Origin of the sequence: Aphanothece hegewaldii CCALA 016, assembly GCF_003007785.1 — a bacterium.
Lineage (GTDB): Bacteria > Cyanobacteriota > Cyanobacteriia > Cyanobacteriales > Microcystaceae > Chroococcus > Chroococcus hegewaldii.
Map to the genome: position 1 here is coordinate 1 of NZ_PXOH01000047.1, position 25,564 is coordinate 25,564.

Consider the following 25,564-nt stretch of genomic DNA (forward strand, 5'->3'; position numbering starts at 1 on the left):
ATCAATTTAACGTGAGACGTTTACATAGTAATTATTCTACCCTTATTTCCTCTGGTTTCTCGTTTAAGTCCCATTAGGAGGAACAGGCTGCTCGAAAACGATCAGAGCTTGTTCTCCATCAATAGAAACTTTAGCATCTAGCGTTTTACCTGTTTGATCTTGAATATCAATTCCTCGACTAATTTTAAGTTGATCGGGAATCTGAATCAGAAGTTCTGACAGAGAATTTTTCTGAACAAAGTATTCAAAGTGATGGGTGGCACCTTGTACACTAGCCGAAGGCTGATGAGCATCACTATGAGGACTTCTGGCTTGAACAAGAGGAGCAAAAGATGCTAGAGCTAAGGTCATCGCTAAACTGGTCAAAAATAGCTTTTTCATGATTGTTTACTTCCTTAATTTGATGTTTGTTTTTCTTGGTTTATCTATTAATTACTTTGACAGAATAAAATGAATTTAAGATGAAATTTTAATCTCTATTTTGTCTTTCTTATAAACGAGTACGAATTTCGGCTACCCCAATTGATAATTCAGTATTACTATCAGCTAATTTTGCATAAATTCGATACAGCCAGATTGGATAAAATCTTGGAAGTTCGACTTGATTAAGAGCGATTTCTATAACTTCCTGAGTAACAATATCGTGAGGAAAATCAAGTGTTATCTTAGACTCATTCACCGAACTGTTGACTTCTATCGGTTGACCTGCTCTGTTATGTACGGTGATATCATTTTTTACAGTCACACCAGAAGGAATGACAATTGCTAGTTCAGAAATCCTCTTGCTATCTGGTGGAACTTGAATCCGAATTGTATGTCTGACAAACCTTGCCTTTCTTTGGGGAAACTGTGCAGCATTTAAAACATAAGGAATTGATTTAGAACTCCTATTATCATCCGCATAAGCAGTAGATATTGATGTCGCAGTGAAAATTGTCAAAATAGCGACGATTAGCGTTCTCTTCATCTCAAGTTTATAATACTTAAGCAAAATCTAGACAGAAATCTGATTTTTAATAAGTATCCTCCTAATTACTAGAATGTCAGATAACTATGAAATTAGGATGAAATTGAGTAGAAATTTTTAGGGACTGTCTAAATACTGCTATCGACAGTAGATGATAGATGTCGATATTCAGATATTTTTCCGCTTTTTAGTAAGTAATTTTGGAACTGTTGGTTCAGCTATTTTTCCTGTCTCAATACTGGGAGTCTGTATTTTTTCCAACTTTAAAATAGAAAGAATATGATTATTAATTGATTTACTACCCATTTAAACAACGATTTTAGTAAAGGTTATGCAAAACAAAATTCTCTTTGAAACTTTTTATTTTTGATGATATATAGGTAGAGTAAAACTTTTTGAATTATTTTAAAACATCATAATTATGTAGTCATACTGTCTAAAATAATCAGTTTTTTCTCTGGTTAGACGTATTTCTGACCATCAACTAAAGATTTAGCAATGCGCTTGTCTTCAATAATCAAACTTTTCTTTTTAACTGTTTAGAGATAATCGTGTCTAGTAAGGATTATGATAGTGATGGTGTGGAATTATATGTCGGTGAGGATGGCTGTGAAGTTCGCGCTCCTGAACTCCGTCATCATGTTCATGTTGATGGTATTCGTCATGAATGTGTTCGTGGTCATGCCATATATATTCACGTCCAGGTGATAAAAATATTTGAACAATTCCTAATAGGCTTAATCCTACTAAACTGCTATAAAGAAAAGAACGATCGCTCCAATATTTTCCCAACCATCCTGCTAACGGATAGGCAATTGTCCACCATAAATGACTCCAAGCAAAGTGTGCGCCATAAACTCGTCCTTGAACATTTGTGGGAACACGATCGGCAATTAAAGTTTGCGTGGGCAAGTTAACACAAGTTTGACCTGCACCCGCTAATAGCCAAAGGAACATTAAAGGCATCAAGCCAAAATAGTTGGCTGGCAGTAGAGAAAGGGTTATTAGAATTGCGCCAAATAGTACGAAAGTTGTTCTTTGATAACGCTGATTTAATACTCCGATTGCCATTGCTGACAGAGTAGCACCAATCCCAAAAGCTGCCATTACCCATCCATACTCAACACTTTGCAGTTTTAATGTACCTTTGACGTACCCAACTGTATTGACTAGAATTGCGGCCCCTGCGATCGCTGCTACTAATTGCATCGCCAGTGCGTAGCGGATGGGGGCATCACTAAAAAGGCGAGAAGTTCCCTGTTTAATATCTTGCCAAGTTTTGCCTTTGCTAAGAGATGAATCTTGATTTGCCTCAACTCTAAGATGACCGGGTAAAGTAAAAATTAAAATTGCTGCGATGAAAAAGGTCAAGCCATCTAAGAAAAAAACCTGCCTTGCTCCAATGAGTGCCGCAATACTGCCTGCAATACCAGGCCCAAGAACACCAAGTAGTTGATAGGTTGCAGCAGACAGCGCGATCGCTTGCGGATAATCCTGTTGACCTGTTACGAGAGGAATTGTTGCTTGATAGGTTGGCGTAAAAAAGGCATTAAAGATGTTTAGGGCAAATACTAAAAGATAAATTTGCCAGACCTCAGCGACAAATGGCAACAGACTGACTATTAGCATTCTGATGAGATGAGTTGTCACCATAATCGTTTTGCGATCGAGGCGATCGGCGATCGCGCCTGCTAAGGGAGAGAGTAATACGAAAGCCGTAACACGCAGCGTCAAAGCACCCGATAGCACGACGGCTGAATTTTTGCCAGCTAACTCGAAGGCAAGTAAGGCTAAACCCACCCAAGTTAGCGCATCTCCTAATAAGCTAACGGTCTGAGCCGAGTAAAGTCTAGCAAATACTGGATTTCTAAGGCTTTGTAAAAGAGTAAAGCGATTCATATTTCTAACAATTAGATAGAGAAGCATCTTGACTTCTCATTTCCTGTATCATTTTTTAGCCATAGGGGGATACTAGCATAAAGCCTACTTTATAGGCAATTGAGAGCTATAGGGTAGGTAGGGATCTAAGAAAAATTAAAGTTAGCTAATTTTTGTTAGAGACTGAGAGCGTATTTTAAAACAATTGTTTAAGTTTTAAACACCCTTAATTTCATTAATCAGCTACTCCAAAACATCACTTTCTATAGCAATTTTTAAGGGAAATAACCGCGAATACGGGCAACACCTAAGTTTAATTCTGGTTGAAGACCAACAAGTTGAGCCGTAACTCGATACAACCATATTGGAGAATGTCTTGAAATAACGACTCGATTCATGTCTATCTTAAGCTCTGTTCCAGACTCTACAGGTTGAGGAAAATTAATAATTATCGTATCTTCACTGACAGATGTATTGGCGGTTAGTTCTCTTCCAGATTCATCAGTTACTGTAATATCATTCTTCGCAGATAATCCATAGGGAATCCTCAATTTCAGTTGTGAGATTGCTTTGCTATTTTGAGGAACACTTATTCTAATAGTATGTCTGACAAGCGGCACTCTAGTTCGAGGAAATTGGACTGAGCTATCAATATAAGGAAGAGCAGTAAACCGTATATTTTCACTTGCAGAGGCAGGAAAATTAAAGGTGGTAGTTACTCCAAAAATAGCAATAACACTAATTGATGTTTTTAACATTTTTCCTCTCAAAAAAACAAAAAATTAATTTTTAGAATTACTTAATTATTATGCTGACAAACATTTATGAAAATTTGATGAAATTTCGAGTTGAATTAAATCAATCAAAAACATTAATGAGAAAATTTCCTGTTGTAATTTTGCTTGATAAAAAAGACAACAGGAAAAGTTAATTATAAAAAGACTTGATGAGTTCGATAAGATAAATCTATAGAACAGTAATCAAATTTCGGCGTACCAACAATTACTGGTTATAGATGGTGTAGTGGTTTAATTAAAGACAAACTATTGGTTAAATGAAAAACGACCATTTACCTTTTCTCCATTTATATCTGCCGTAATTTTCACCTGATATTGTCCTGTTGCTTTTTCAGTCAATAAAGCACCGTAATGTTCTCCATTCGCTTTATAAGGTAGATCTAAAATTTTTTGCGTTCCATCAGGAAACTGAACTTGAGCCGCTATTTTAGCATTAGGAACAAGTTTATGATCGTCACCTTTGTATAGATAAAAATCCAAGTGAACCCCATCGGCTTCTTTTAGAGGAACTAACTCTAAATGATATGCTCCTGTCTCAGCCACTTGACCGCCTTTTAAAGAGTGAGAGCCATCAGATTTTACCTCTTTTACCTCTGCTTTTGTCGTGGTTTCTGTTGGAGAAGCAGCAGGACTATTACTTGGATTGCTCGCCTGCTCTTTATTACTACAAGCATTTAAGAAAATTAATCCCATACTGCCTAGAAGAATTAAACCCAATTTTAGCGATCGCATATTTTTCACTCCTTTATTTAACAATTGCATTAATTAATTTTTTTCAAATCTAGACTGAATGACTTTGTCATTCTCAGACTGATGTTTTTCAGGTAGCAAACGCTTACCGAACTTAGCGTAGATTGCAGGAATAATCAGCAACGTTAACGCTGTAGACGTAAACAATCCACCTAGTACAACAATCGACAAAGGTTGCAAAATCTCTTTACCTGGCCCCATCGCTACTACTAATGGCACTAACCCCAAAGCAGAAGTTGAGGCTGTCATCAAAATCGCATTGAGACGTTCCATCGAACCAGAAACGATCAATTCTCTTAATGGCACTCCTTCTGCGTGTTTAGTCATGTAATTATCGACTAAAAGCAAACCATTACGAGTTGCTACGCCAAATAAGGTTACAAAACCCACCAGCGAAGCAACAGAAATGACACCTCCTGTCAAAGCGATGGAAATAACCCCGCCGACTAAAGCAATGGGTAAATTGATCATAATCGTCGCTGTAGATGCGACTGATTTGACAGAAAGGTACATTAATACCGTAATGACAACAAAAGAAATCGCACTAAAAATAAGAATGTTTTTTGATGCTCTTTCTTCAGCTTCAAATTGACCGCCATATTGAATGTAATAACCAGCAGGTAATTGAACCTGTGTCTTGACTTTATCTTGAATTTCAGTCACCACAGAGCGCAAATCCCGATCTTTAGCATTAGCAGAAACAACAATTAATCGTGAGACATTTTCGCGGTTAATTGTATTAGGCCCCGTGTCATAGACAACTGTAGCCACCTTAGCTAGAGGAATTTTATTGCCATCGGGGGTATCGACTAATAAATTCTCGATCATTTGCAAATTTTTACGATATTCTGGCTCTAACCAGACAACTAAATCAAAAGTTTGTTGGTTTTCTAGAACTTGCGAAACGACTCTGCCATTAAGAGCCGTTTCGATGATTTGTGATAGCTGTCCAACTGTCAACCCAAAACGAGATGCTGCTGTGCGGTTAAACTTAATTTGAATTTGTTCAATAGGAAGTTGCGGTTCAAGTTGTAAATCGACAATACCCGATACCGTTTCCATTTCCTGATTCACTTCTTGTCCAATCGCGCGAAGTTGATTTAAGTCGGAACCAAAAATTTTGACCGCAATTTGACTTCTGACACCAGATAACACCTCATCAATGCGGTGAGAAATAAATCCCCCAACATTAGGTGCGGCCCCTGGAATTTTATTAAATTCCTCTCTAAGTGACTCCACACTTGCTTTGCGATTTTCCAATCCTTTTTCGGATAGTTGTACGTCAATATGAGTAACATTGACAGGGGCTGCATCGGGATCACCAGGAGCGCGTCCTGCTCGTACCTGAATATAGTCAAATCTCGGATCTTTTTTGAGTTTCTCTTCTAAAGCAAAAGCAGCACTATTCGTTGCTTCTAGAGACGAACCTGGATACAGCATTAACGTGTTAACTAGCACTCTCTCCTGAAACTCTGGAAGAAAAGAACGTCCCAACCAAGGAAGGATAATGGCCGCAGCTACCATTGCTGCAGCAGCGATAGTTATAATCACAAGCGAATAACGCATTGCCAACTTCAAAAAAAAGTGATAAATCCTTTTGCAAAATCTGGCAACCCAAGGTTCTCGTAGTGGCATCGCTCCGTGCGGTAGCAAAATTGCACACAAGGCAGGACTGACTAGCAAAGATTCTAAACTGGATACGATGACGACCACTAGATAAGTGATTCCCATTGGAGCAAAAATGCGGCCTTCCACTCCTGTTAAAGCGAATATGGGAGAAAAAACGACAATGGTGATTACCATCGCTTCTAGTAACGATTCACGAACTTCTTGTCCTCCCTCAAAAATGACTTCTAGCACTGGACGGGGATTGGGAGAATATTTATTCTCTCGCAAGTTGCGATAGGTATTTTCGGCATAAACAATAGCATCATCGATCGCCGTCCCAATTGCGACGGCTAACCCCCCCAAAGTCATTGTATTAAGTCCCAATCCCAACCACGATATAACCTGCAAGGAAAACAGCAGCGTCAGAACAAAATCTGTCAAACAAACAGCCAAAGTACGCCAGTTCATCATAAAGGGAATCAGAATCGCTGCCGCAATGATACTGCCTTCAATTAAAGCCGATCTTACGTTTTTGACAGAAGCATCAATATAATCCGCTTGACGAAACGTTTGGGTAACTTTGATCGCTCTAGGTAAGCTGACTTTTATCTCTGCCATTGCTGCTTCAATCGCGCGGGTCACTGTAGGAGTATCAGCTTGAGGTTGTTTGTTGACTACAATGACAACCGCTTTTTGACCGTTTAAGCTGCCGTCACCAACTGGAATCGCACCCCCAATTTTTACGTTTGCTACATCTCCAATTCTGACAGGTGTTCCTTTACGAGCAATGACAACAGATTCTTTGAGGTCGTCAAGCGTTTCAATCCGTCCGATACCTCGGATTAAAGTTTGTTTGTCAGGCGTAATTAACAAGCCGCCTGGAGCATTAAGATTAGCAGCTTCAACGGCTTCTGTCACCTGCTGTAAGGAAATATCAAAGGCTTTTAGTTTATTCGGATTGACGAGAACTTGATACTGACGTACCTCACCGCCATAAACAAGAACTTGGCTAACACCAGGCACGGCTAGGAGGCGATTCGTGATTTGCCAATCGACGATTCGACGCACTTCCATTAAGTCGATTTTAGATTGTTCTTCTAAAGTGAAAGCATATTTGACTACCGTACCAATGGGAGAACTTATTGGCGCGATTACGGGCGTTTCTACGCCTTCTGGCAGCTTGCCGACCGCTTGTTGCAATCGTTCGGTCACTAACTGGCGTGCTTGATAAATATCCGTTCCCCAATTAAAAATTACTCTAACGACTGAAAGACCTGGAGAAGATGAAGATCGTACCGTCGTCACTCCTGGCGTACCATTAATCGCACTTTCAATCGGTAGCGTTACTAATGATTCGATTTCTTCAGGAGCCAGTCCGCCTGCACTTGTTTCAATCTCTACTTGCGGTGGTGCGAAAGATGGAAAGACATCCAAAGGCATTTGGGAAATGCTGTTAAAGATGAAAAAGGTAGAGAGCATCGCCCCAATGACTATCAGCCAGCGTCTAGAAATAACCCATTTAGCGATCGCACTAATCATATTAGAAGCCAAAAAATAAAAGTAATAACTGAGATAATCAACTTTTCTTTAGCGTGATTTTTTTGATGTCTTGTCATTCCTCAGCCCTAGTTGTTGATTCAGGGAAACTAGATGGCGTGGGATTGCGGGAATTGCTATCTGTTTTTATTTGTTGACGGCGATACGCTAACAAACCAGCCGAAAAAGCAACGGTACTTAGTAAAACTCCTCCCCCTGCTCCAGCTAACCATTCAGGTACGGGTAAGCTACTAGAAAGAGTTTTATTAGCTTGTGAAGTTGTTTCTTTTTTGTCCTCACTTTCCTCTTTCTTACTGCCGCCTCGTAAAGATTGGGCATAAAGTTGAGGAGCGCGTTGAGTTACAATTGCGTCTCCTGCGAATAGACCACTTTTAACTTCCACCCAATCTCCAAAAATTTGACCTAGCGTGACTTCAACGGGTAAAAAAGCATTGCCGTTTTGGACGTAAACCAATTTCTTGCTATTCGCCTCAACGACTGCAGCAGAGGGAATAGCCACGATCAATATTGCCGTTGGACTGGTTAACACCTCTAATTCTGCAAACATCCCAGGTTTGAGAACACCGTTAGGATTTTCCAATTCAGCTTTTACAGGCGTAGTTCTCGTTTCTCCTTCTACAAGGGAGCCGATGATTGTAATGCGTCCAGTAAAAGTACGTTTTGGTAAAGAGGCAACTTTCGCTTTTACTCGTTGACCCTGCTTTACTTGGTCTAAATCCTTTTCATATATATTTGCTGTCACTAAAACCTTGCGATTGTCTACAATAGTCATCAATTGCCCCCCTGCATCTTGGAATGATTGCCCTAACGTTACTGGTCGGTTAGCGATTCTGCCTGCGATTGGCGCAGTGACAACGACCATTCCTTGTTCATTGGCAAGCGTCCCTAGTTGTTGCAATCGAGTTTGGTAAGTAGCATTACTTAAGTTAAGGCGAGACTTAGCCACTTCTCGATCTGACTGAGCGCGTTGTAGCAGGTTTACTGCCTCTAGAACATTCTGCTGGCTGTTGGCTTGAGCAAGTTCGGCTTTAGCTTGGGCTAACTGAGTTTGCGATTCGAGCATATCGCGTCGCGGTAACGCTCCAGACTCTTCTAATTCTTTGTCTCGGTCATACCGTTCCTGAGCTACATTGACTTGAGTTTTTGCACGCTCAATATCGGCTGCTGCAATTTGACGCTGGCGTTCCAAATTTTGTTGAGCAAGCTGGAGATCGGCTTGAGCCTTACGAAAATCGGCTTGAGCTTCTGTCTTTTTTTCTTGAGAACTCACCCGCAGTTCGACTAACTCTGGTGCGGCCAGCACGGCGACAGGTTGACCTGCTCGCACCGATGCCCCTGGTTCTACCAATAATTCCACTATTTTTCCAGGAGTGGGTGCAGTAACTTCCACTCGTTTGCTAGGCAATGTTTCGATCTGTCCAGTGGTTTTCAGACCAACATCTATCTGTCGGTTAGTGACAGGTTCTACGACAATTCCCAGTTGTTTTGCCATTTCTGGATCGACTTGGATCGGCTCACCAGCATCACTGGTAGCCTTTTCGCCTTGAAACTCATCACCATGTCCAGCATGAGCAAAAACCATAGTCGGAGACGTTAGTATAATTAGGCACAAAAAAGAGCCAGAAACACGACAGAGCAATGGAAAAAGAGAGGATCGATTTTTGTTGTTCATTGTAGAGAACATTTTTGGGACTTGAGTTTAAAAACTGCATGAAGAATAGTTTTCTATACAAAAATGAAATTTTGATGAAAATTTAAAGCGATTAACAAGATAATGTGCTTATTCTGCTTGTTAACTAAAAATCAAGATTTTTGCCAATCTACATTATTTTCATCAAAATTTCACTTTGACTTGAGATATTGATCGAGGTTAAGTTGATCGATTAAAAAGCTAGTAGACAAATTTAGTAAAGGTTAACCATGCGAATTCTGCTTGTAGAAGACGAACCAGATTTAGGAATGATTTTACAAAAAATGCTAAGTCGGGAAAAATATTTGGTTGATTGGGTGCAGGATGGCACGACTGCCTGGAACTATCTTGATGGGCAGTGGACACAATATAGTGTGGCGATTTTTGATTGGTTACTGCCAGGGATTTCTGGAGATGAACTCTGTCAGCGATTGCGGCGACAAAATTGTTCTCTGCCAGTATTAATGCTGACAGCCAAAGATCGCTTAGAAGATATGATTGCTGGATTGGATGCTGGTGCAGATGATTATTTGATGAAGCCATTTGTCAAAGCCGAACTGTTAGCAAGGCTGCGGGCCCTTCAGAGAAGATCGCCTCAAGTTCAAGCGTCGCAGATTCGATTTGGGCGATTAACCATTGACTACCCTAGTTCAACAATTTTTACAACCAATGTTCAAGGACAGCCTCATGCAATTCCTCTAACGGCTAATGAATTTCGTCTACTGGAATATTTTATGAAACATCCCAATCAAACGCTAACCCGTGAACAAATCTTAGAACAGCTTTGGAAAACTGATGCGGAGCCAATTAGTAATGTTGTTTCTGCTAGGATTCGGCTATTACGACGGAAACTAGCGGAATATGAATGTGCAGAAATTATTGAAACAGTTCACGGTTTTGGATATCGTTTGATTGAATCATATGTATCAAAATAGGCTTTTCAACCGCACACGATTGCAATTAGCCGCATGGTATGCCTTAGTATTTGGTCTGTTGCTGGGCCTGTGTGGTATTGGTTTAGAGCGAGCCGTTCTCTATGCTCAACAATATATCTTACGTCAAAAACTACAATCGTTAGCTGGAACGCTCCATGACAGTATCGAACCTATTTTAGAACAGCCCGATCAAATTAATCCCAAAGTCAAAACATTACTACCTGGGCTATGTATAAAAGAAGAAGTTTGTCAACAGCAGATTAACAGTCCCAGTAGGCACATTGTTGGAGTTTTTCAGCAAGTCGGTTACTATCTTCGTTTCACTAAGCGTACTGGAGAATTGCTGGCGACAGTCGGACAACAACCAAAGCTCGTCAACCAACTCGCACCAACTCAGTTTTGGCAGATATTAAAGGATCGTAATGGCGATCGCTTTTATCAAATTTCTTTACCGTTGCGAACTCAAACAGGAGATGCTTGGGGATATTTGCAAATTGGTCGCTCTTTAAAAGAGTGGGATGACTACTTAGTAATGCTGCGACTTTTTCTTCTACTAGGACTCCCATTTGTGATGATGGCGATCGGCGGTGCTAGTTGGTGGCTTTCTGGATTAGCGATGCAACCGATTTATCAATCCTACCGTAGAATCCAGCAATTTACTTCTGATGCGGCCCATGAGCTACGAACACCTCTTACGATTCTGCAAAGTGCGATCGAAGAAACGAAATTGGCAGAAAATTTGCTAGAGGTTCATCAAAATTTAGAGATGATGGAGCGACAAAATGTTCGCCTTTCTAGTTTAGTCAAAGATTTGTTATTAATTTGTCGGATCGAACAACATGAAATTTCAAATCAATTTCAGCCTTGCTGTTTAAATGATCTAATAGTAGATTTGGTTGAAGAATTAGAAAGCTTGGCCGTTGCCGCCGAGATTACTTTAAAAACGCAATTGCCCATCAATAAATCAGTTGTTATTTTAGGCGACTCATTTCAGTTATACCGTATGGTAACCAATTTGATCGTTAATGGAATTCGCTACACCCCTGCTGGAGGGATGGTAACAGTTAGTCTTGAAGAGACTCATTACGATGCTTATATTCGGGTTCGAGACACAGGGATTGGAATCGCTTCTGAAGATCGATCTCGTATCTTTAATCGTTTTTATCGTGTACAGAGCGATCGCTCTAGAAGCACGGGTGGCTCAGGTTTAGGTTTATCCATTGCACAAGCGATCGCCCATGTTCATCAAGGCAGTATTCAAGTTCAAAGTGAGTTAGGTCAAGGAAGTACCTTCACGATTCAGTTACCCTTAAAGTCAAAATCTCACTCAAAACTTCTCAATTTTAAAGGTTAAATTTCAAGAATAGATTATGTTTATACGACTGAAGCAACGAGTAGGTAATTCTCCTAAATCTAGCAAAAACAGAAAATTATCGAGGAGAGGGTTATTAGCGTTTGTTGTTATATTAATTTTATCTTTGTCCATGCAAACTCAAGAAAGAAAACACCAACCGAAAAAACAAAACTTTGGCGATCTGCCTGACCTTGCTATGTTAGACGGAGATCCCTATATTCGTGCCCTTATGAGAACCATTTCTGCTAGTGAGTCAAATGCGAAAAATCCCTATGTTCTTTTGTATGGCGGTGACCACGTACACAATCTTCAACAGCATCCCAATTTGTGTATTAAGATTGAAAATGGGCCTAATCAAGGAAAATGCTCGACAGCAGCAGGACGATATCAATTTCTAACTTCTACTTGGCTAGATAAGGCTCGTGTTTATCATCCTCATCCCCATCACAATTTAGGTCTAGCTAGTTATAGCTTTACACCTGAGTATCAAGATAAAGTTGTCTATCTATGGCTCAAAGATCGCCATGCGTGGGGGGTAGATCTTCCAAACTTATTAAGACAAGGACGAGTTGATGAAGTTTTAAAGCTTTTATCACCTATTTGGACGAGCTTAGGATATGGAATTGAAGATAATTCAATGTCTCCTTATCTAAAAGAAGTTTATCAGCAGGTTTTGGCAGAAGAAATCAAACAAGTTCAGCACCCCTATATAAGTCAGTAGACTTAGTGCTAACACAATAATCTACCAACTTCTAAGCCTAGAGTAAAGAGGTGAGCGTTTATTGAGTGTTTTTTTGTAATTTTAAAATAATACAACTCATTAACCATAAGAAACCCACGCTATAGCCAGCGATAACGGCGGTTGGCCAGTGTACGCATAGATACAAACGGCTAGAACCAAGCTCTAAAATTAACAAGACAGCTAGAACATATCTGAAAAACTGTGCAGTTTACTCCTAAATATTTAGGTTTCTTACTGTCACTGTAAGGGGAAGATATCAAGAACTTATAAATAAAATTTGTTAAAGTATTAAAGGAATTTATCAAAGGAATGTTTGTAAGGAAGAATACAAAAATGCTATTACTTTATATCGCTTTGGGTTTAGTAGCAGGTTTTTTAAGTGGTCTGATTGGTATTGGTGGAGGAGTGATTATTGTACCTGCTTTAGTATTTTTGTTTGGCTTTTCTCAACATGAAGCGCAGGGAACCACTCTCGGTTTACTTGTTCCACCAATCGGTATTTTGGCGGCTTGGACTTATTACCAACAAGGATATTTTAATTTAAAAGTAGCTGCTCTAATCTGTTTAGGCTTTTTCTTAGGTGGATTGTTTGGAGCGAAAGTAGCAACAGGTTTATCAAATGCTATGCTCGAAAAAGTCTTCGGCGGAGCGTTACTTGCCATCGCTTTAAAAATGATTTTTAGTAATCCAACTCATTAATCAATCTTTTTAAGTTCTTGATATTGACTATCTAGAGTGAACTTAAATTCACTTCAAAGAACTTTTAGATATGAAAACATCAACTAAACTATTACTGATTACTTCCTTACTCGGTACACTCGGACTCGGTGAATTAGCCCAAGCAACCTCATTTAATCCTTCACCTACACCCGTTGCCGTCATCTCAACTCATCAAGTTAAAGCGGCCAACAAAACCGATGCCGATCATACGCCCAGGCGACTCAATATGACTTAATTCTCTTGGACTTGGTGTTACCTCAATTAGATAGATTAACGATATTAGAGCAGTTAGTACTATTATATAAACTTCAAGCAGAGGCTAAACAAGTCATCTTGTAAGCTGACTGATAACCTGCTTTAACCCTTTGGGGTGAACCTGAGCAGTTGAAACGGGTTTTTCAAAACTTAATTAGCAATGCTCTTTTTTATACGGCAGAGTATTAGACATCTAAAAAGTGACTTGTAATGCTCTAATTTTAATTTATGATGCTTGATACCAAGATTGTCTCCATTGTTTCATCTGCTCAATCTCTTTTTGTTGTGAAGAAATAATCTCCTGTGAGAGTTTTTGTATTTCTGGACGCTTAGAATCATTTAATGCTTCTTGAGCCATGACAAGCGCACCCTCATGATGAGGAATCATCGCATTAATAAAGCGATGATCGAATTTAGCGTCAGCCGCGCCCAAATCCATGTCCATTCTCATGCTTTTAATCTGTTTTTTTGACATAGACATAGTGTGTCTCATCGAATCACTGTAAGCGACTGGTTTTTCTCCCGCGTCAGGATACCAACTTTTTCGCCACTGTTGAAGTTGAGCAATTTCTTTTTGTTGGGCTTTAATTATATCTTGGGCTAGTTGTTGAATTTCAGGACGTTTAGACTTTTGTAGTGCTTCTTTTGCCATATTAACAGCACCCTCGTGGTGCAAAATCATTGCATCAATAAAACGTAAATCAAATTGAGCATCAGAAGGGCCTAAATTCATACTCATACTGTGATCTGCCATCTCATCTCCATGCGATGACATCTGATGAGAATCTGTTTTATTTTGAATCAGAGAACAAGAGGTTAATAACCCAAGTGTTGTAGCTGTAAATACAAGAAATGTAATTCTAAAAAAGTTATTTTTTCTCTGTAAACGTCTCATTAATCACTCCTCACTACCAATTTATCTTTTTTGATTCAGAAAATTACTGCTTAAAACTGAAACGACCATTAACTTTTTGACCGTTCATCTCGGCGGTAATACGGACTTGATATTGACCTGATGCTTTTTCTGAAAGCAAAACCGTGTAATGCTTACCATCTGTATCGTATTTAAAATTAAGGTTTTTCTGAGTTCCATTAGGTAACTGAACTTGTCCTGTAACTTTAGCATTGAGAATTGCTTGATGATTATCTCCTTTTTGTAAATAAAAATCTAAATGAACTCCTTCTTTGGCTTTTTCAGGTACAAGTTCTAAATGATATGCTCCTTGTTCAACGACTTGACCTCCTCTAGTTGGCTTTGAAGCTCCAGCCTCAGCAATCAAGTTATTGCTGAATATGTTAGATGCGATCGCTTGCTCACTTTGACTTAAATTGCTAATTAAAACAGATCCGAATACACTTAAAATGATTAAATTGATTTTCATTTTTTATTCTCCAAAAAATTTCTAATTTTAAAAAGTATTATCAACTATGTTTTCCTGAATAAGCATTATTTTCTATCTGATTTTCAAGAATAATATTTGCTTTTTTAGGCATTAAAAATCGACCAAATTGAGAATACAAAGCTGGCAGGACTAAAATTGTTAATGCTGTAGACGTAAATAATCCACCAAGAACAACAATAGCTAAAGGTTGAAGGATTTCTTTACCTGCACCTGTTCCAATTACTAAAGGAACCATGCCTAAAGCTGAAGATAAAGCCGTCATCAAAATCGCCACTAATCTTTCCATCGAGCCTTCAAATAAAACTTGCTTTAAAGGTAGCCCAGCAGCAATTTTATTATTGTAATTATCGACCAGTAATAATCCATTCCGTGTCGCTACTCCAAATAAAGTGATAAATCCAACCATTGAAGCGACGGAAATTACTCCACCTCCGAGAGCAACCGAAAAAATACCACCAACTAAAGCGAGTGGCAAGTTAATCATAATCATGGTTGTAGCGGCGATTGATTTAACAGCAAAATAAAGCAAAATTGCAATGACGATAAATGCTAAGATTCCTGTCCAAATTAAAGTTTGTGTAGCCTGTTCTTGTGCTTGGAATTGACCCCCATATTGAATAAAATAACCAGATGGTAGCTGTATTTTTTCTTGAACAGCCTTCCGAATATCTGTAATAACAGAACCTAAATCTCGACCATTAACATTGGCAGCGACAACAATCAACCGTGAAACATTTTCTCGATTAATTGTATTTGGGCCAGTTCCATACTGAACTTTGGCTACTTGAGAAAGTGGAACTTTTCTTCCATCAGGGGTATCTACAAGAAGATTCCCGATTGTTGTTAGGTTATTTCGATAATTTTCTTTTAACCAAACAACTAAATCGAAGACTTGTTGATTTTCTAAAACTTGAGAAACAGTGCGTCCATTGAGTGCTGTTTCAACAATTTGAGCTAAATCTCCGACTCGTAGTCCATAACGAGCGGCGGCTGTACGATCGAACTGAATTTGAATTTGTTTGATGGGAACCTGGGGTTCTAATTGTAAATCAACGACACCTGGAATACCAGACATTACTGCTTCAACTTCTTTACCAATGCTGCGAAGTTCTGCTAAATCAGTTCCATAAATTTTGACAGCGATAGCACTTCTAACCCCTGATAAGACTTCATCCAGTCGGTGAGAAATAAACCCTCCAATATTAGCCACAACTCCTGGAATTTTAGAAAATTCTTGGCGAAGAACATCAATCGTTTCGTCTCGATTTCTAAGACCCTCTTCACTCATTTCGACATCAAGTTCAGCAAAGTTAACTCCACCAACATCACTATCTCCTGGCGCACGACCTGAACGCAATTGCAAAGACTCAAATCTAGAATCATTTTTGAGAGCTTCTTGAAGTGCGAAATCAGATTGATTTGTTGTTTCAAGAGAAACACCTGGATATAAAGAAGTAGAAACAACTAGCGATCGTTCCTGAAACTCTGGCAAAAATACCCTCCCCAAAGAGGGAAGAATCACCAAAGAAGCAACTAAGGCCGCTAGAGCCACCAAAATAATAATTTGCGGGAAACGAATCGAAAATTTCAACGCGGGGCTGTATAGGCGATGAGAAAATCGTGCTACCCAAGTCTCATCATGAGGTAAACGTCGGTTGACTAATAACAGAGCGCATAATGCAGGAGTTAGCGTCAGGGCGACTAAAGTCGAAGCAAGAATCGAAAGTAAATAAGCGACTCCCATCGGTGTAAAAATGCGACCTTCTACTCCAGAAAGGGCAAAGATCGGCGCAAAAACAACGGCAATGATCACTGTAGAAAATAAAACACTGACCCTGACTTCTACGGAGCCATTAAAAACCACCTGTAAGGGATTGATGGGGATTCCCGCTTGTTGATTTTCTCGAAGACGACGATAGACATTTTCCATATCTACTATCGCATCATCTACAACTGAGCCAATTGCAACTGCTAACCCACCCAATGTCATTGTATTAATGCCTTGTCTTGTCCAATTTAGAACAATCATGCCGATTAATAAAGACAAGGGTAAAGCGCTCAGACTGATTATAACAGTGCGCCAGTTCATCAGAAAGAGTATAAGAACGATAGAGACGATAATAATTCCATCTCGTAAGGACTCTTCTACATTTTTAAGGGAAGCTTCGATAAAAGTTTCTTGACGAAAAGTAACGGTGACTTTGACATCTTCTGGCAGACTCGCTTTAATTTCTTCCATTGCCGCTTCAACTGCTCTCGTTACTGTAGGAGTATCGGCTTGTGGTTGTTTATTAACCACAACGACAATAGCTTTTTTTCCGTTTAAATAACCGTCTCCTCGTTTCAGTTCTGCACCAATTTTGACATCAGCTACTTGGCCTAAAAGGATTGGTACACCGTTTCGAGCAGTAATGGCAGATTGATTTAACTGCTCAATTGATTCTAAACGTCCAACACCTCGAATTAACATTTCTTGATCTGGAGTAATCAAAAAGCCACCAGGAGCATTCACATTAGCTTTTTCTGCGGCTTCGCTCACTTCTTGAAGGGAAATATTATAGTCTTTTAGTTTGTTGGGATCGACTAAGACTTGATACTGTCTGATATCACCCCCAAAAATGACGATTTGAGTGACACCAGGAACGGCTAAAAGACGATTTTTGACTTGCCAATCAACAATTCGCCGCACTTCCATCAATGGAGTTGTTTCTGACGTGAAAGCGTACTTAATGACAGCACCTAAAGGAGAACTAACAGGCGAGATCTGTGGCGTTTCTACTCCTTGTGGAAGTTGGTTTTGAGCTTGTTGTAAACGTTCTGTCACTAGCTGACGAGCGCGGTAGATATCAGTATCCCAGCCAAAAATCACTTTAACCACTGAAATACCAACAGCAGATGAAGAACGGACTGTTTCTACACCTGGAGTTCCATTAATAGCACTTTCAATCGGACGAGTCACTAAAGATTCAACTTCTTCAGGGGCTAATCCTGGTGCTTCCGTCTGTATCTCAACTTGTGGTGGAGCGAAAGATGGGAAGACATCAAGTGGCATCTGAGTGAGGACACGAAATCCCCACAGCGTAATGATGATAGAAGCAATGACAACTAACCAACGTTGAGCGATCGACCATTTGACAATAGCATTCAGCATGATTCAACCATTTCAGCCACTGTAATTCAATTTCACAGATAAAAATGAAATTAGGATGAAATCAAAACAGTTCCCATCATGCCCAAATCTTCGTGGTCTAGAATATGACAGTGATAGACGGTTGTTCCAGAAAAATCACGAAACGGAATCCGAATCCGTACTGTTTCTCCTCCTCGTACCAAAACTGTATCTTTTCAAGCTCGATACGGTTCAGGTTGACCATTACGAGAAATGATTTGAAATGGATTAATGTGAAGATGGAACGGATGATCCATTCGATCTGGATCGACATTCGCTAATTCCCAATCTTCAACGGTATCAAGCTGTACTTCAGTATCGATTCGCTTTGGATCGAAGAGTTGCCCATTAAACATAAAAGCTAATCCCATCCCTGAACCCATGTTCATTGACATTTCAATTCGTCTTACCGTTTTCGGTTCGGGCAAAACTTCAACAGGCAGCAGTTTTTGAGGTAGTGGCAATGGTGAAACTGAGCCTTTGTAAAATAGAGTGGCTAAGACTTGTGGGGTTGTCTGAATGGGATTCATCATCGAATTGTTGCCCATCATACCCATTCCATTCATGTTTTCCATTCCCGAACCCATCATCATTCCGCCGCGATCGTAGGGTAAATTGAGTAAGCGATACTGTCCAGGTTCTCGCTCTCCTCTTACTAAGACTTCTGCGCGTTCTCCTGGGGCAAGTAATAGTTCTTGGAGTTCGACAGGTTCAGCGAGCGCACCACCATCAGTAGCGATTAGGTAAAAAGGATGATTTTCCAAACTCAGACGATAGAAGCGAGAAGGAGACGCATTCAAGATTCTTAAACGAAGTAAACCTCCTTTATCAATTGAAAAACTGGGATTAACTTGACCATTTGCTGTTACTAATGAGCCTTCACGCCCCATCATTAAATCCATGTGATTCGGTTTTTGTATCCGTCCATTTGCGTCTATTGCAAAATCTTGCAAAACTAAAAATTCTTCTTTGGCTGTTTGAATTTCGGGAATTTCATCGAGTTGACCTCGAACGATCAATAAACCTGCTAAACCACCAAATAACTGTTCTGCCACGTATTGATGATGATGCGGATGATACCAGAATGTCCCTGAAGGATGAGCTTTGGGAAGTGTAAATTCATAAGTCAAACGTTCTTTTGGCGCAATACTGAGAAAAGCATTATCTGCGTTACCATTCGGTGTGACGTGTAAGCCGTGATAATGTAGATTGGTTGGCTGAGAAAGATTGTTTGTTAAATGAATGCGAATCGTATCTCCTGCCTTAACTTCTAAACGGGGGGCAGGAACTTGACCATTGTAGCTCAGAAGATAGGCTTGTTTTTCACCGATCTTAACCAGTCTTTCACTCGCTTCCAAGTTAATTTCTAATAGATGATTAATACTTTTGTACGATTGAACAGAAGTGAGATTGGCTTTACTGCTTTGAGCTTTTACCCAGTTCGTTAATGATACCGTCGATACGCTGGCAGCACTCAAGATTACAAATTCTCTACGATTCATGATTAGCCTCATTGATTCGTTGGGCAAATAGGTGATTAAGACTCCCATAATTTATAGGTTGCCAAACAAAAATGAAATGATGATGAAATGATGCTATTAGAAATAGCAGACTTTTTTGGTTTTAGAAGAAGATGTCTATTAACTTTAATGTCTTTATACTAGGTTGTTTTGAAATTTATTTTTTTAAAAACAACCTAGAACAGCTAACGCTGATATCGAATAGAACTTAATTATATTTAACAAGATTACAAAGATTTAATAACATATATAAATTTAGCTTCATAATTTGAAGATTATTTATGTTTGTGATTTGAAGCAAGATATCTTTAAAAAATTTATCTCTCTTCAAGACTTTACTAAATCATGTTGATTTAATTAGCTTCTGCACTAAGCAATAACGAGTACATCTTATATGGAGTTAATGACTAATAATGCTAACAGAAACAAAAAATAACAGCTTTTTTGGCAAGCATATCCTACAAATTCATCAGGAAACTGAACGGTTAAGTGAGATCGCTACACAACTTAAAACAAAACACCAACAGCTTACTCAAGTCTTTAAGCAGGCGAGTTCTGCAATTGAAATCATTCTTCGGTTGAAGATATTAATCCCTCAAACCTCTACAGAAATTCAGGCAGAATTAGAAACGATTTTCCAGCAAAATAATTGCTTAATTTCCGAAGTAGAACTTTTACCAGCCGTCAAACAACCAACTTCATCTTATCCATTGATTCAAGTCGCTAATCAACTTCTACCAATTTTAAAACAGGAACAACCGATTATCAATACTCTTGTCTCTCGCCTAATGATCGAATCCTTGGGTGGCTCTGACGCAGAAGGTACATGGCTTTGGAAAGACACTTATGAAGCGATAGAAACCGCTCAAGTGATGCTGATTCAACAACAGGGTCAAGAATTACTCAATAATTTCGCTCACTCTAAAGCTCTTGAAGAAATCGAGCGAATTCACAGACTTTGTCCAACTCAATCCAGACGTTCTGAAACATCGATTCAGTTACAGCAGTTTTCTACGCCTCTGCCTCTAAGTTACATCGCCAGCATTGCTGCACAAATTACATCTGATGATTGGGTACTGGAGCCATCAGCAGGTACAGGTATCCTTGCAGCCTTCGCTCACATCAGTGGGGCGCAATTGCTCCTCAACGAAATCTGCCCCAAACGTCGGGGCATCCTAAAGGAACTTTTCCCAAATACACCTGTATTAGATTTCAACGCCGAACAGATTGACGACTATCTTGACTCAACATATCACCCAACTGTGGTGTTAATGAACCCGCCGTTCTCTGCTTCCCCTAAAATGACCAAGCGTAATCAATTCGCTACCCTCAAGCATCTGAGTTCAGCACTCTTCAGGCTCTCTTCAGGTGGACGGTTGGTTGCCATTACTGCCAACTGGTTTTCACCGCTCAATCATCAATGGTGCGAATCCTTCATCAAACTCCAGCATTCAGCAAAAGTCGTCTTCTCAGCAGGAATTGCAGGAAACGTATATGCCAAGAATGGTACAACCATTGAAACACGATTGACGGTATTCGATAAGATTCCAACCGAGCATCCTAGAAAGTTTGACAATTGCTTTGATGCAACTTTCTCGCTATCCGACCTACTCAACTATATCAAGATCTTCATACCAGAACGCCAAGCCCCTACTGATACTCCTCTGGCTAGAGTTAATGAAAAAGCGTTGACCGAAGAGATCTCTCAAGCGATCGCGATTGATCGCCCTTCAGAAAAGGAAATTGTCAATAACGTTCCCATACCACCTAAAACTAGCCCGCCAGCACCTCAAGCCAAAACTCCTTTTGACGATGTGGTTGAACTGCATTACATTAAGCGTCATTGGAACGGAAATAGCCATGAGATTTCCGATGCCCTCTACGAAACTTATGAACCTCAAACGCTCCTCATTGAAGGAGCAACTGAACATCCATCTTCCCTCGTGCAAAGTGCAGCAATGGCAAGTGTGGCCCCACCCATGCCTAGCTATAAACCTCGCCTGCCCAAACGACTGATTAACGATGGCATCCTCTCATCAGCACAGCTAGAATCAGTCATTTACGCTGGAGAATCTCACAGCAAATTCCTCAAAGGCAACTACCAAGTAGACGATACTCTAGATACGGTTTCGGTTGCTCCTGAAGATGCTCAACAGGTGGTACAATTCCGTCGTGGCTACTTTATCGGTGATTCGACAGGCGTGGGCAAAGGCAGACAAGTCGGTGCCATCATCCTTGATAACTTCATTCAAGGACGCAAGAAAGCCCTCTGGATTTCTAAATCCGACACCCTACTTGAAGATGCACGACGTGATTGGAAGGCATTAGGGAGCAATCCCGACCAAATTGTTTCCCTAAGCCACTTCCGACAAGGTGAACCCATAGAACTCACAGAAGGCATCATCTTCTCCACCTATGCCACCTTACGAACAGAAGCCAAACAAGGAAAGAAATCCCGCGTTGAACAACTGATTGACTGGTGTGACAGAGACTTTCAAGGAGTGATTGTCTTCGATGAAGCACACGCGATGTCGAATGCTTCTTCAGAAAAAGGAGAACGAGGCTTGAAGAAACCATCTTTACAGGGAGTAGCAGGACTGAGGTTACAAAACGGTCTACCTAATGCTCGTGTCCTTTACGTCTCAGCAACAGGAGCAACAACCATTAGTAATCTAGCTTATGCTCAACGTCTTGGACTCTGGATGTCGGGGGAGTTTCCCTTTGCCAGCCAAGCCGACTTTGTTGCCGAGATGGAGAAAGGGGGAATTGCTGCTCTTGAAGTCGTTTCACGAGATCTCAAAGCTCTCGGACTCTATACAGCCCGCTCACTATCTTATGAAGGTGTAGAATATGACATTTTAGAGCATGAGTTAACCGATGAACAAATTTCTATCTACAATGCCTACGCTGATGCTTTTCAAGTAATTCATCAGAACTTAGAAGCTGCATTGGAAGCCACCAACATCACCAGTCCCAATGGCAAGACGAGAAACCGTAACGCTAAATCCGCCGCCCGTTCTGCTTTTGAAAGTAACAAACAGCGATTCTTCAATCATTTGATTACTTCAATGAAGTGTCCCACGTTGCTTAAAGCCATCGAACAGGACATCGCTAACGGTCACGCCGTTGTCTTACAGATTACTTCAACCGATGAAGCTCTATTAGACAGAAGGCTGGCAGATATTCCGACTTCTGAGTGGAATGACTTGCAAGTGGACATCACACCGAGAGAGTATGTAATGGACTATCTGATGCACTCCTTTCCTGTCCAGTTACATGAAGTCTATACCGATGAAGAGGGGAACGAATATTCTCGTCCTGTAACCGATAGCGAGGGAAATCCTGTCTTTTGCAAAGAAGCCTTAAGACAACGACAGGTACTTATTGAACGATTAGGATTATTGCCTGCCGTTCCTGGTGCATTAGATCAAGTCGTGCAACACTTTGGTTATGAAAACGTTGCAGAAGTCACAGGCAGGTCTAAACGTATTGTCAGAGAAACCAAAGGCGGACGGGAGAGGCTTGCCTTACAGAAGCGTTCAGGTTCAGCCAATCTAGCAGAAACACAGGCATTTATGGATGACAAGAAAAGGATTCTTATCTTCTCCGAAGCAGGTGGTACAGGTCGCTCGTATCATGCTGATTTGAAGGCTAAGAATCAACGCCTTCGCGTCCATTATTTACTCGAAGCAGGTTGGAAAGCCGACTCCGCCATTCAAGGACTCGGACGCAGTAACCGAACCAACCAAGCCCAACCGCCACTCTTTCGACCTGTCACAACCAATGTTAAAGGTGAAAAGCGTTTCTTGAGTACGATCGCTCGACGTTTAGATTCTTTGGGAGCTTTGACACGGGGACAACGACAGACGGGCGGACAAGGGCTGTTTCGAGAGGAAGATAACTTGGAGTCACCTTATGCCAAAGCCGCATTACGACAACTTTATCATGCGCTCTATGCGGGTAAAGTTGATTGTTGCTCTTTAAATACCTTTGAAACTCATACAGGACTTTCCTTAACCGATAGAGAGGGTAATCTCAAGGAAGACTTACCACCAATCCCTCAATTCCTGAACCGTGTTCTCGCCTTGCGGATTGAACTTCAAAATGCCCTATTTGAGGAATTTGAGGTCAGATTGGAAACCAAGATCGAGGAAGCCATCGCATCGGGAAACTATGAAGTCGGCGTGGAAACCCTTAAAGCTGAAAGTTTTAAAGTCATAGAACGTCAAGTCATTTATACTCATCCAGAAACAGGTGCTCAAACCCATTGCGTCAAAATCGAACGTCAGCGTAAGGCACAAGTTCTTAATCTTCAAGAAGCGTTGGAAACGGCTGACCGCTATCAGGGTAAATTAGTTGCTAATGAGCGTAGGAGCAGAGTTGCCGTAGCCATTCCCACTAACAGTTCCCTCTCCGATGATGGGTCAATTGTACGCCGAGTTAACCTGATCCGTCCAACCACTAACGAAAAGATGAGCGTCGGACAATTCGCTGCCTCTACTTGGACAGAAATCAGTCAGGCATCATTTAAGCAACTATGGCAGCAGGAGGTTAGCCAAACTTCTCAGTTTGAAGTGGATTCATTCTATCTGATTACAGGCTTACTGTTACCCATCTGGAATCGTCTAGATGCAGAAAGTCTGCGGGTCTTCCGACTTCAGACCGATAGTGGCGAGAAGTTGCTCGGTCGGTTAGTTCAGGCGGAGAACATCGCCTTAGTGTATCGTAATCTGGGGATTAGCGAAACTCCTAAACTGACCGCTGATGAGGTCTTCCAAGCTGTGATTCAACGAAAGGAAGTCATCCCATTGGTGCGGGGCTGGCAGTTGAGAGCCTCTTCAGTCATGGGTCATCAACGCTTGGAAATTATGGGTATCCGTCAGGAAGCCGAGGTGATGTGCCTTAAAGCTGTAGGTTGTATGACGGAGATGATTAACTGGAAATTGAGAGTTTTCATCCCAGTCAACGAGAAAGCCGTAACAGTCATTGAAAAGATTCGTAAGTTAGCGTGAAGTTGAAGACAGGGGGAGAATCACTCTCTCTGTTTTTTTCAGACATACTAGAAAGAGTGAATCCCTTACAAAAGTTATGAGTACCCAGCTAACCATCAACTTACCCGATGAAATCTACCACCAAATCCAACACTTAGCCCAACTGTCTAACCGCCAGATTTCAGAGGTCTTAGCTGACACAATTAAACTGTCCTTGCCTTTATTAAATCTACAAACTCAATTTCAAGAACCCGTCTCCACCCTTAGAAATGAACAAGTTCTGGCTTTAACCGAATTACAAATGGCAGCCGAACAAGACCGACAATTAAGCAATTTACTCGACCAACAGCAAGCTGGAACTTTAACCGAAATTGAGCAAGTCGAATTACAGATTTTGATGCAGGTTTATCAAGCTGGGTTACTCCGCAAAGCTACAGCATTGAGTGAAGCCGTTAAACGAGGTTTAATTGCACCATTAAGCGAATGAGTACCTATATTGCTGAAGAGGTCAAGGCGAGAGTTAGACGAGATGCCAAAGAACAATGTGGTTACTGTAGAAGCCTCCAAAAATATGTGCTAGGAATTTTAGAAATTGAGCATATCATTCCTAAAGCACTAAATGGGACGGATGACGAGGAAAATTTATGGTTGGCTTGCCGTTTATGTAATAGTTATAAGGGCATTCAAACACAGGCAGAAGATCCGCTCACAAAGACAACAGTTTCCTTATTTAATCCTCGTCAGCAGAAGTGGGTTGACCATTTCATTTGGACGGAAGATGGAGCTTATATTGAAGGAATCACCCCCGTCGGACGTGCTACAGTAAAAGCGTTACAATTGAATAATCAGATTGCTGTAGCTGTTAGGAAGGCTTGGGTTTCTGCTGGTTGGCATCCACCAGTAGAAAATTGAAAACTCAGACTAGAGCATTGGTAGCCTAACGGCTATAGCAAATATATTAAATTGTTTTTCTGGACTGAGCTCAAACGACAGAAAAGAATTAATCGGCGAAATTGCCACTCTAGCGATCCCTCAATCTCCTTTCTTTGTACCAGTGGTGAGAGCGGGAATAAAATTTTACTTAAATCAAAAAAATCTGCTTCACTTAGGAGACATTTTTATTCTAAGTGAAAAAGACCGAATGAGGTTTCATCCCTCTTTTGTTAGATAAGGAAGTAAAATAGAAAAAACAACTGATGGAGAGAAGGAGTTAGAAATGGTAACTCTA

Annotated in this window: 18 protein-coding genes and 2 pseudogenes; 8 read left to right on the forward strand and 12 right to left on the reverse strand. The window is 40.5% G+C overall.

What is annotated here, in order from left to right:
- Positions 1-63 precede the first annotated feature (63 nt).
- The 7 genes from C7H19_RS23020 to C7H19_RS23050 form a co-directional block, all read right to left on the reverse strand.
- Positions 64-381, reverse strand: coding sequence for a hypothetical protein (locus tag C7H19_RS23020; protein WP_106459256.1), 318 nt, complete (start codon positions 379-381; stop codon positions 64-66).
- Positions 382-490: 109 nt separating this feature from the next.
- Entirely contained in the window at positions 491-967 is a 477-nt protein-coding gene (locus tag C7H19_RS23025) for a DUF2808 domain-containing protein (RefSeq protein ID WP_106459257.1), read from the reverse strand.
- Between the two features lie 555 nt (positions 968-1,522).
- On the reverse strand, positions 1,523-2,893 hold the full coding sequence (locus tag C7H19_RS23030) for an MFS transporter (protein ID WP_245927733.1): 1,371 nt from the start codon (positions 2,891-2,893) through the stop codon (positions 1,523-1,525).
- Between the two features lie 227 nt (positions 2,894-3,120).
- Positions 3,121-3,603, reverse strand: a complete 483-nt coding sequence (locus C7H19_RS23035) for a DUF2808 domain-containing protein (RefSeq protein ID WP_106459258.1) — start codon at positions 3,601-3,603, stop codon at positions 3,121-3,123.
- Between the two features lie 285 nt (positions 3,604-3,888).
- On the reverse strand, positions 3,889-4,404 hold the full coding sequence (locus C7H19_RS23040; RefSeq protein WP_245927734.1) for a hypothetical protein: 516 nt from the start codon (positions 4,402-4,404) through the stop codon (positions 3,889-3,891).
- A 3-nt stretch (positions 4,405-4,407) separates the two neighbouring features.
- On the reverse strand, positions 4,408-7,551 hold the full coding sequence (locus C7H19_RS23045) for an efflux RND transporter permease subunit (protein ID WP_245927735.1): 3,144 nt from the start codon (positions 7,549-7,551) through the stop codon (positions 4,408-4,410).
- 61 nt (positions 7,552-7,612) lie between these two features.
- Entirely contained in the window at positions 7,613-9,139 is a 1,527-nt protein-coding gene (locus C7H19_RS23050; RefSeq protein ID WP_245927736.1) for an efflux RND transporter periplasmic adaptor subunit, read from the reverse strand.
- A 338-nt stretch (positions 9,140-9,477) separates the two neighbouring features.
- On the opposite strand from C7H19_RS23050, the gene rppA reads away from it, so the two are divergent.
- Genes rppA through C7H19_RS23065 form a run of 3 tightly spaced genes read left to right on the forward strand, consistent with a single transcriptional unit; the run spans position 9,478 to position 12,257 of the window.
- Positions 9,478-10,182 (forward strand): two-component system response regulator RppA, encoded by a 705-nt coding sequence (gene rppA, locus C7H19_RS23055; RefSeq protein ID WP_106459260.1) that lies wholly within the window; start codon positions 9,478-9,480, stop codon positions 10,180-10,182.
- Positions 10,169-11,536: a two-component system sensor histidine kinase RppB gene (gene rppB, locus C7H19_RS23060; protein WP_106459261.1), complete on the forward strand. Its 1,368-nt coding sequence runs from the start codon at positions 10,169-10,171 to the stop codon at positions 11,534-11,536. The genes rppA and rppB overlap by 14 nt, the downstream gene beginning before the upstream one ends.
- 16 nt (positions 11,537-11,552) lie before the next feature.
- Entirely contained in the window at positions 11,553-12,257 is a 705-nt protein-coding gene (locus tag C7H19_RS23065; RefSeq protein WP_106459262.1) for a glycoside hydrolase family 24 protein, read from the forward strand.
- 58 nt (positions 12,258-12,315) lie between these two features.
- Here the strand turns inward: C7H19_RS23065 and C7H19_RS23070 are convergent.
- Positions 12,316-12,456, reverse strand: a pseudogene (locus C7H19_RS23070) (phosphatase PAP2 family protein); the annotation flags it as partial.
- Positions 12,457-12,611: 155 nt separating this feature from the next.
- Between C7H19_RS23070 and C7H19_RS23075 the strand changes: the two are divergent.
- Both C7H19_RS23075 and C7H19_RS23080 read left to right on the forward strand, forming a co-directional pair.
- Positions 12,612-12,977: a sulfite exporter TauE/SafE family protein gene (locus C7H19_RS23075; protein WP_219907725.1), complete on the forward strand. Its 366-nt coding sequence runs from the start codon at positions 12,612-12,614 to the stop codon at positions 12,975-12,977.
- Between the two features lie 70 nt (positions 12,978-13,047).
- The gene (locus C7H19_RS23080; RefSeq protein ID WP_106459265.1) at positions 13,048-13,233 is read left to right on the forward strand and encodes a hypothetical protein; all 186 of its coding nucleotides are present in this window, start codon (positions 13,048-13,050) and stop codon (positions 13,231-13,233) included.
- 246 nt (positions 13,234-13,479) lie between these two features.
- Here C7H19_RS23080 and C7H19_RS23085 read toward each other — a convergent pair whose 3' ends face one another.
- The 4 genes and pseudogenes from C7H19_RS23085 to C7H19_RS23100 all read right to left on the reverse strand — a co-directional run bounded on the left by C7H19_RS23085 (position 13,480) and on the right by C7H19_RS23100 (position 19,375).
- Entirely contained in the window at positions 13,480-14,148 is a 669-nt protein-coding gene (locus C7H19_RS23085) for a DUF305 domain-containing protein (RefSeq protein ID WP_106459266.1), read from the reverse strand.
- Between the two features lie 43 nt (positions 14,149-14,191).
- A complete protein-coding gene (locus C7H19_RS23090; protein WP_106459267.1) occupies positions 14,192-14,635 on the reverse strand; it encodes a hypothetical protein in 444 nt (147 codons plus the stop codon).
- Between the two features lie 40 nt (positions 14,636-14,675).
- Positions 14,676-17,807, reverse strand: coding sequence for an efflux RND transporter permease subunit (locus C7H19_RS23095; RefSeq protein WP_106459268.1), 3,132 nt, complete (start codon positions 17,805-17,807; stop codon positions 14,676-14,678).
- 50 nt (positions 17,808-17,857) lie between these two features.
- Positions 17,858-19,375 (reverse strand): annotated as a pseudogene (locus C7H19_RS23100) (multicopper oxidase family protein).
- A 383-nt stretch (positions 19,376-19,758) separates the two neighbouring features.
- Between C7H19_RS23100 and C7H19_RS23105 the strand changes: the two are divergent.
- The 3 genes from C7H19_RS23105 (at position 19,759) to C7H19_RS23115 (ending at position 25,248) form a co-directional block, all read left to right on the forward strand.
- Positions 19,759-24,357 (forward strand): bifunctional class I SAM-dependent methyltransferase/DEAD/DEAH box helicase, encoded by a 4,599-nt coding sequence (locus C7H19_RS23105; RefSeq protein ID WP_106459269.1) that lies wholly within the window; start codon positions 19,759-19,761, stop codon positions 24,355-24,357.
- A gap of 76 nt (positions 24,358-24,433) precedes the next feature.
- Positions 24,434-24,823 carry a hypothetical protein gene (locus C7H19_RS23110; RefSeq protein WP_106459270.1) on the forward strand — a complete coding sequence of 130 codons (390 nt, stop codon included), beginning with the start codon at positions 24,434-24,436 and terminating at the stop codon, positions 24,821-24,823.
- Positions 24,820-25,248: an HNH endonuclease gene (locus C7H19_RS23115; RefSeq protein WP_106459271.1), complete on the forward strand. Its 429-nt coding sequence runs from the start codon at positions 24,820-24,822 to the stop codon at positions 25,246-25,248. Before C7H19_RS23110 ends, C7H19_RS23115 begins: the two co-directional genes overlap by 4 nt.
- Positions 25,249-25,564: the final 316 nt, after the last annotated feature.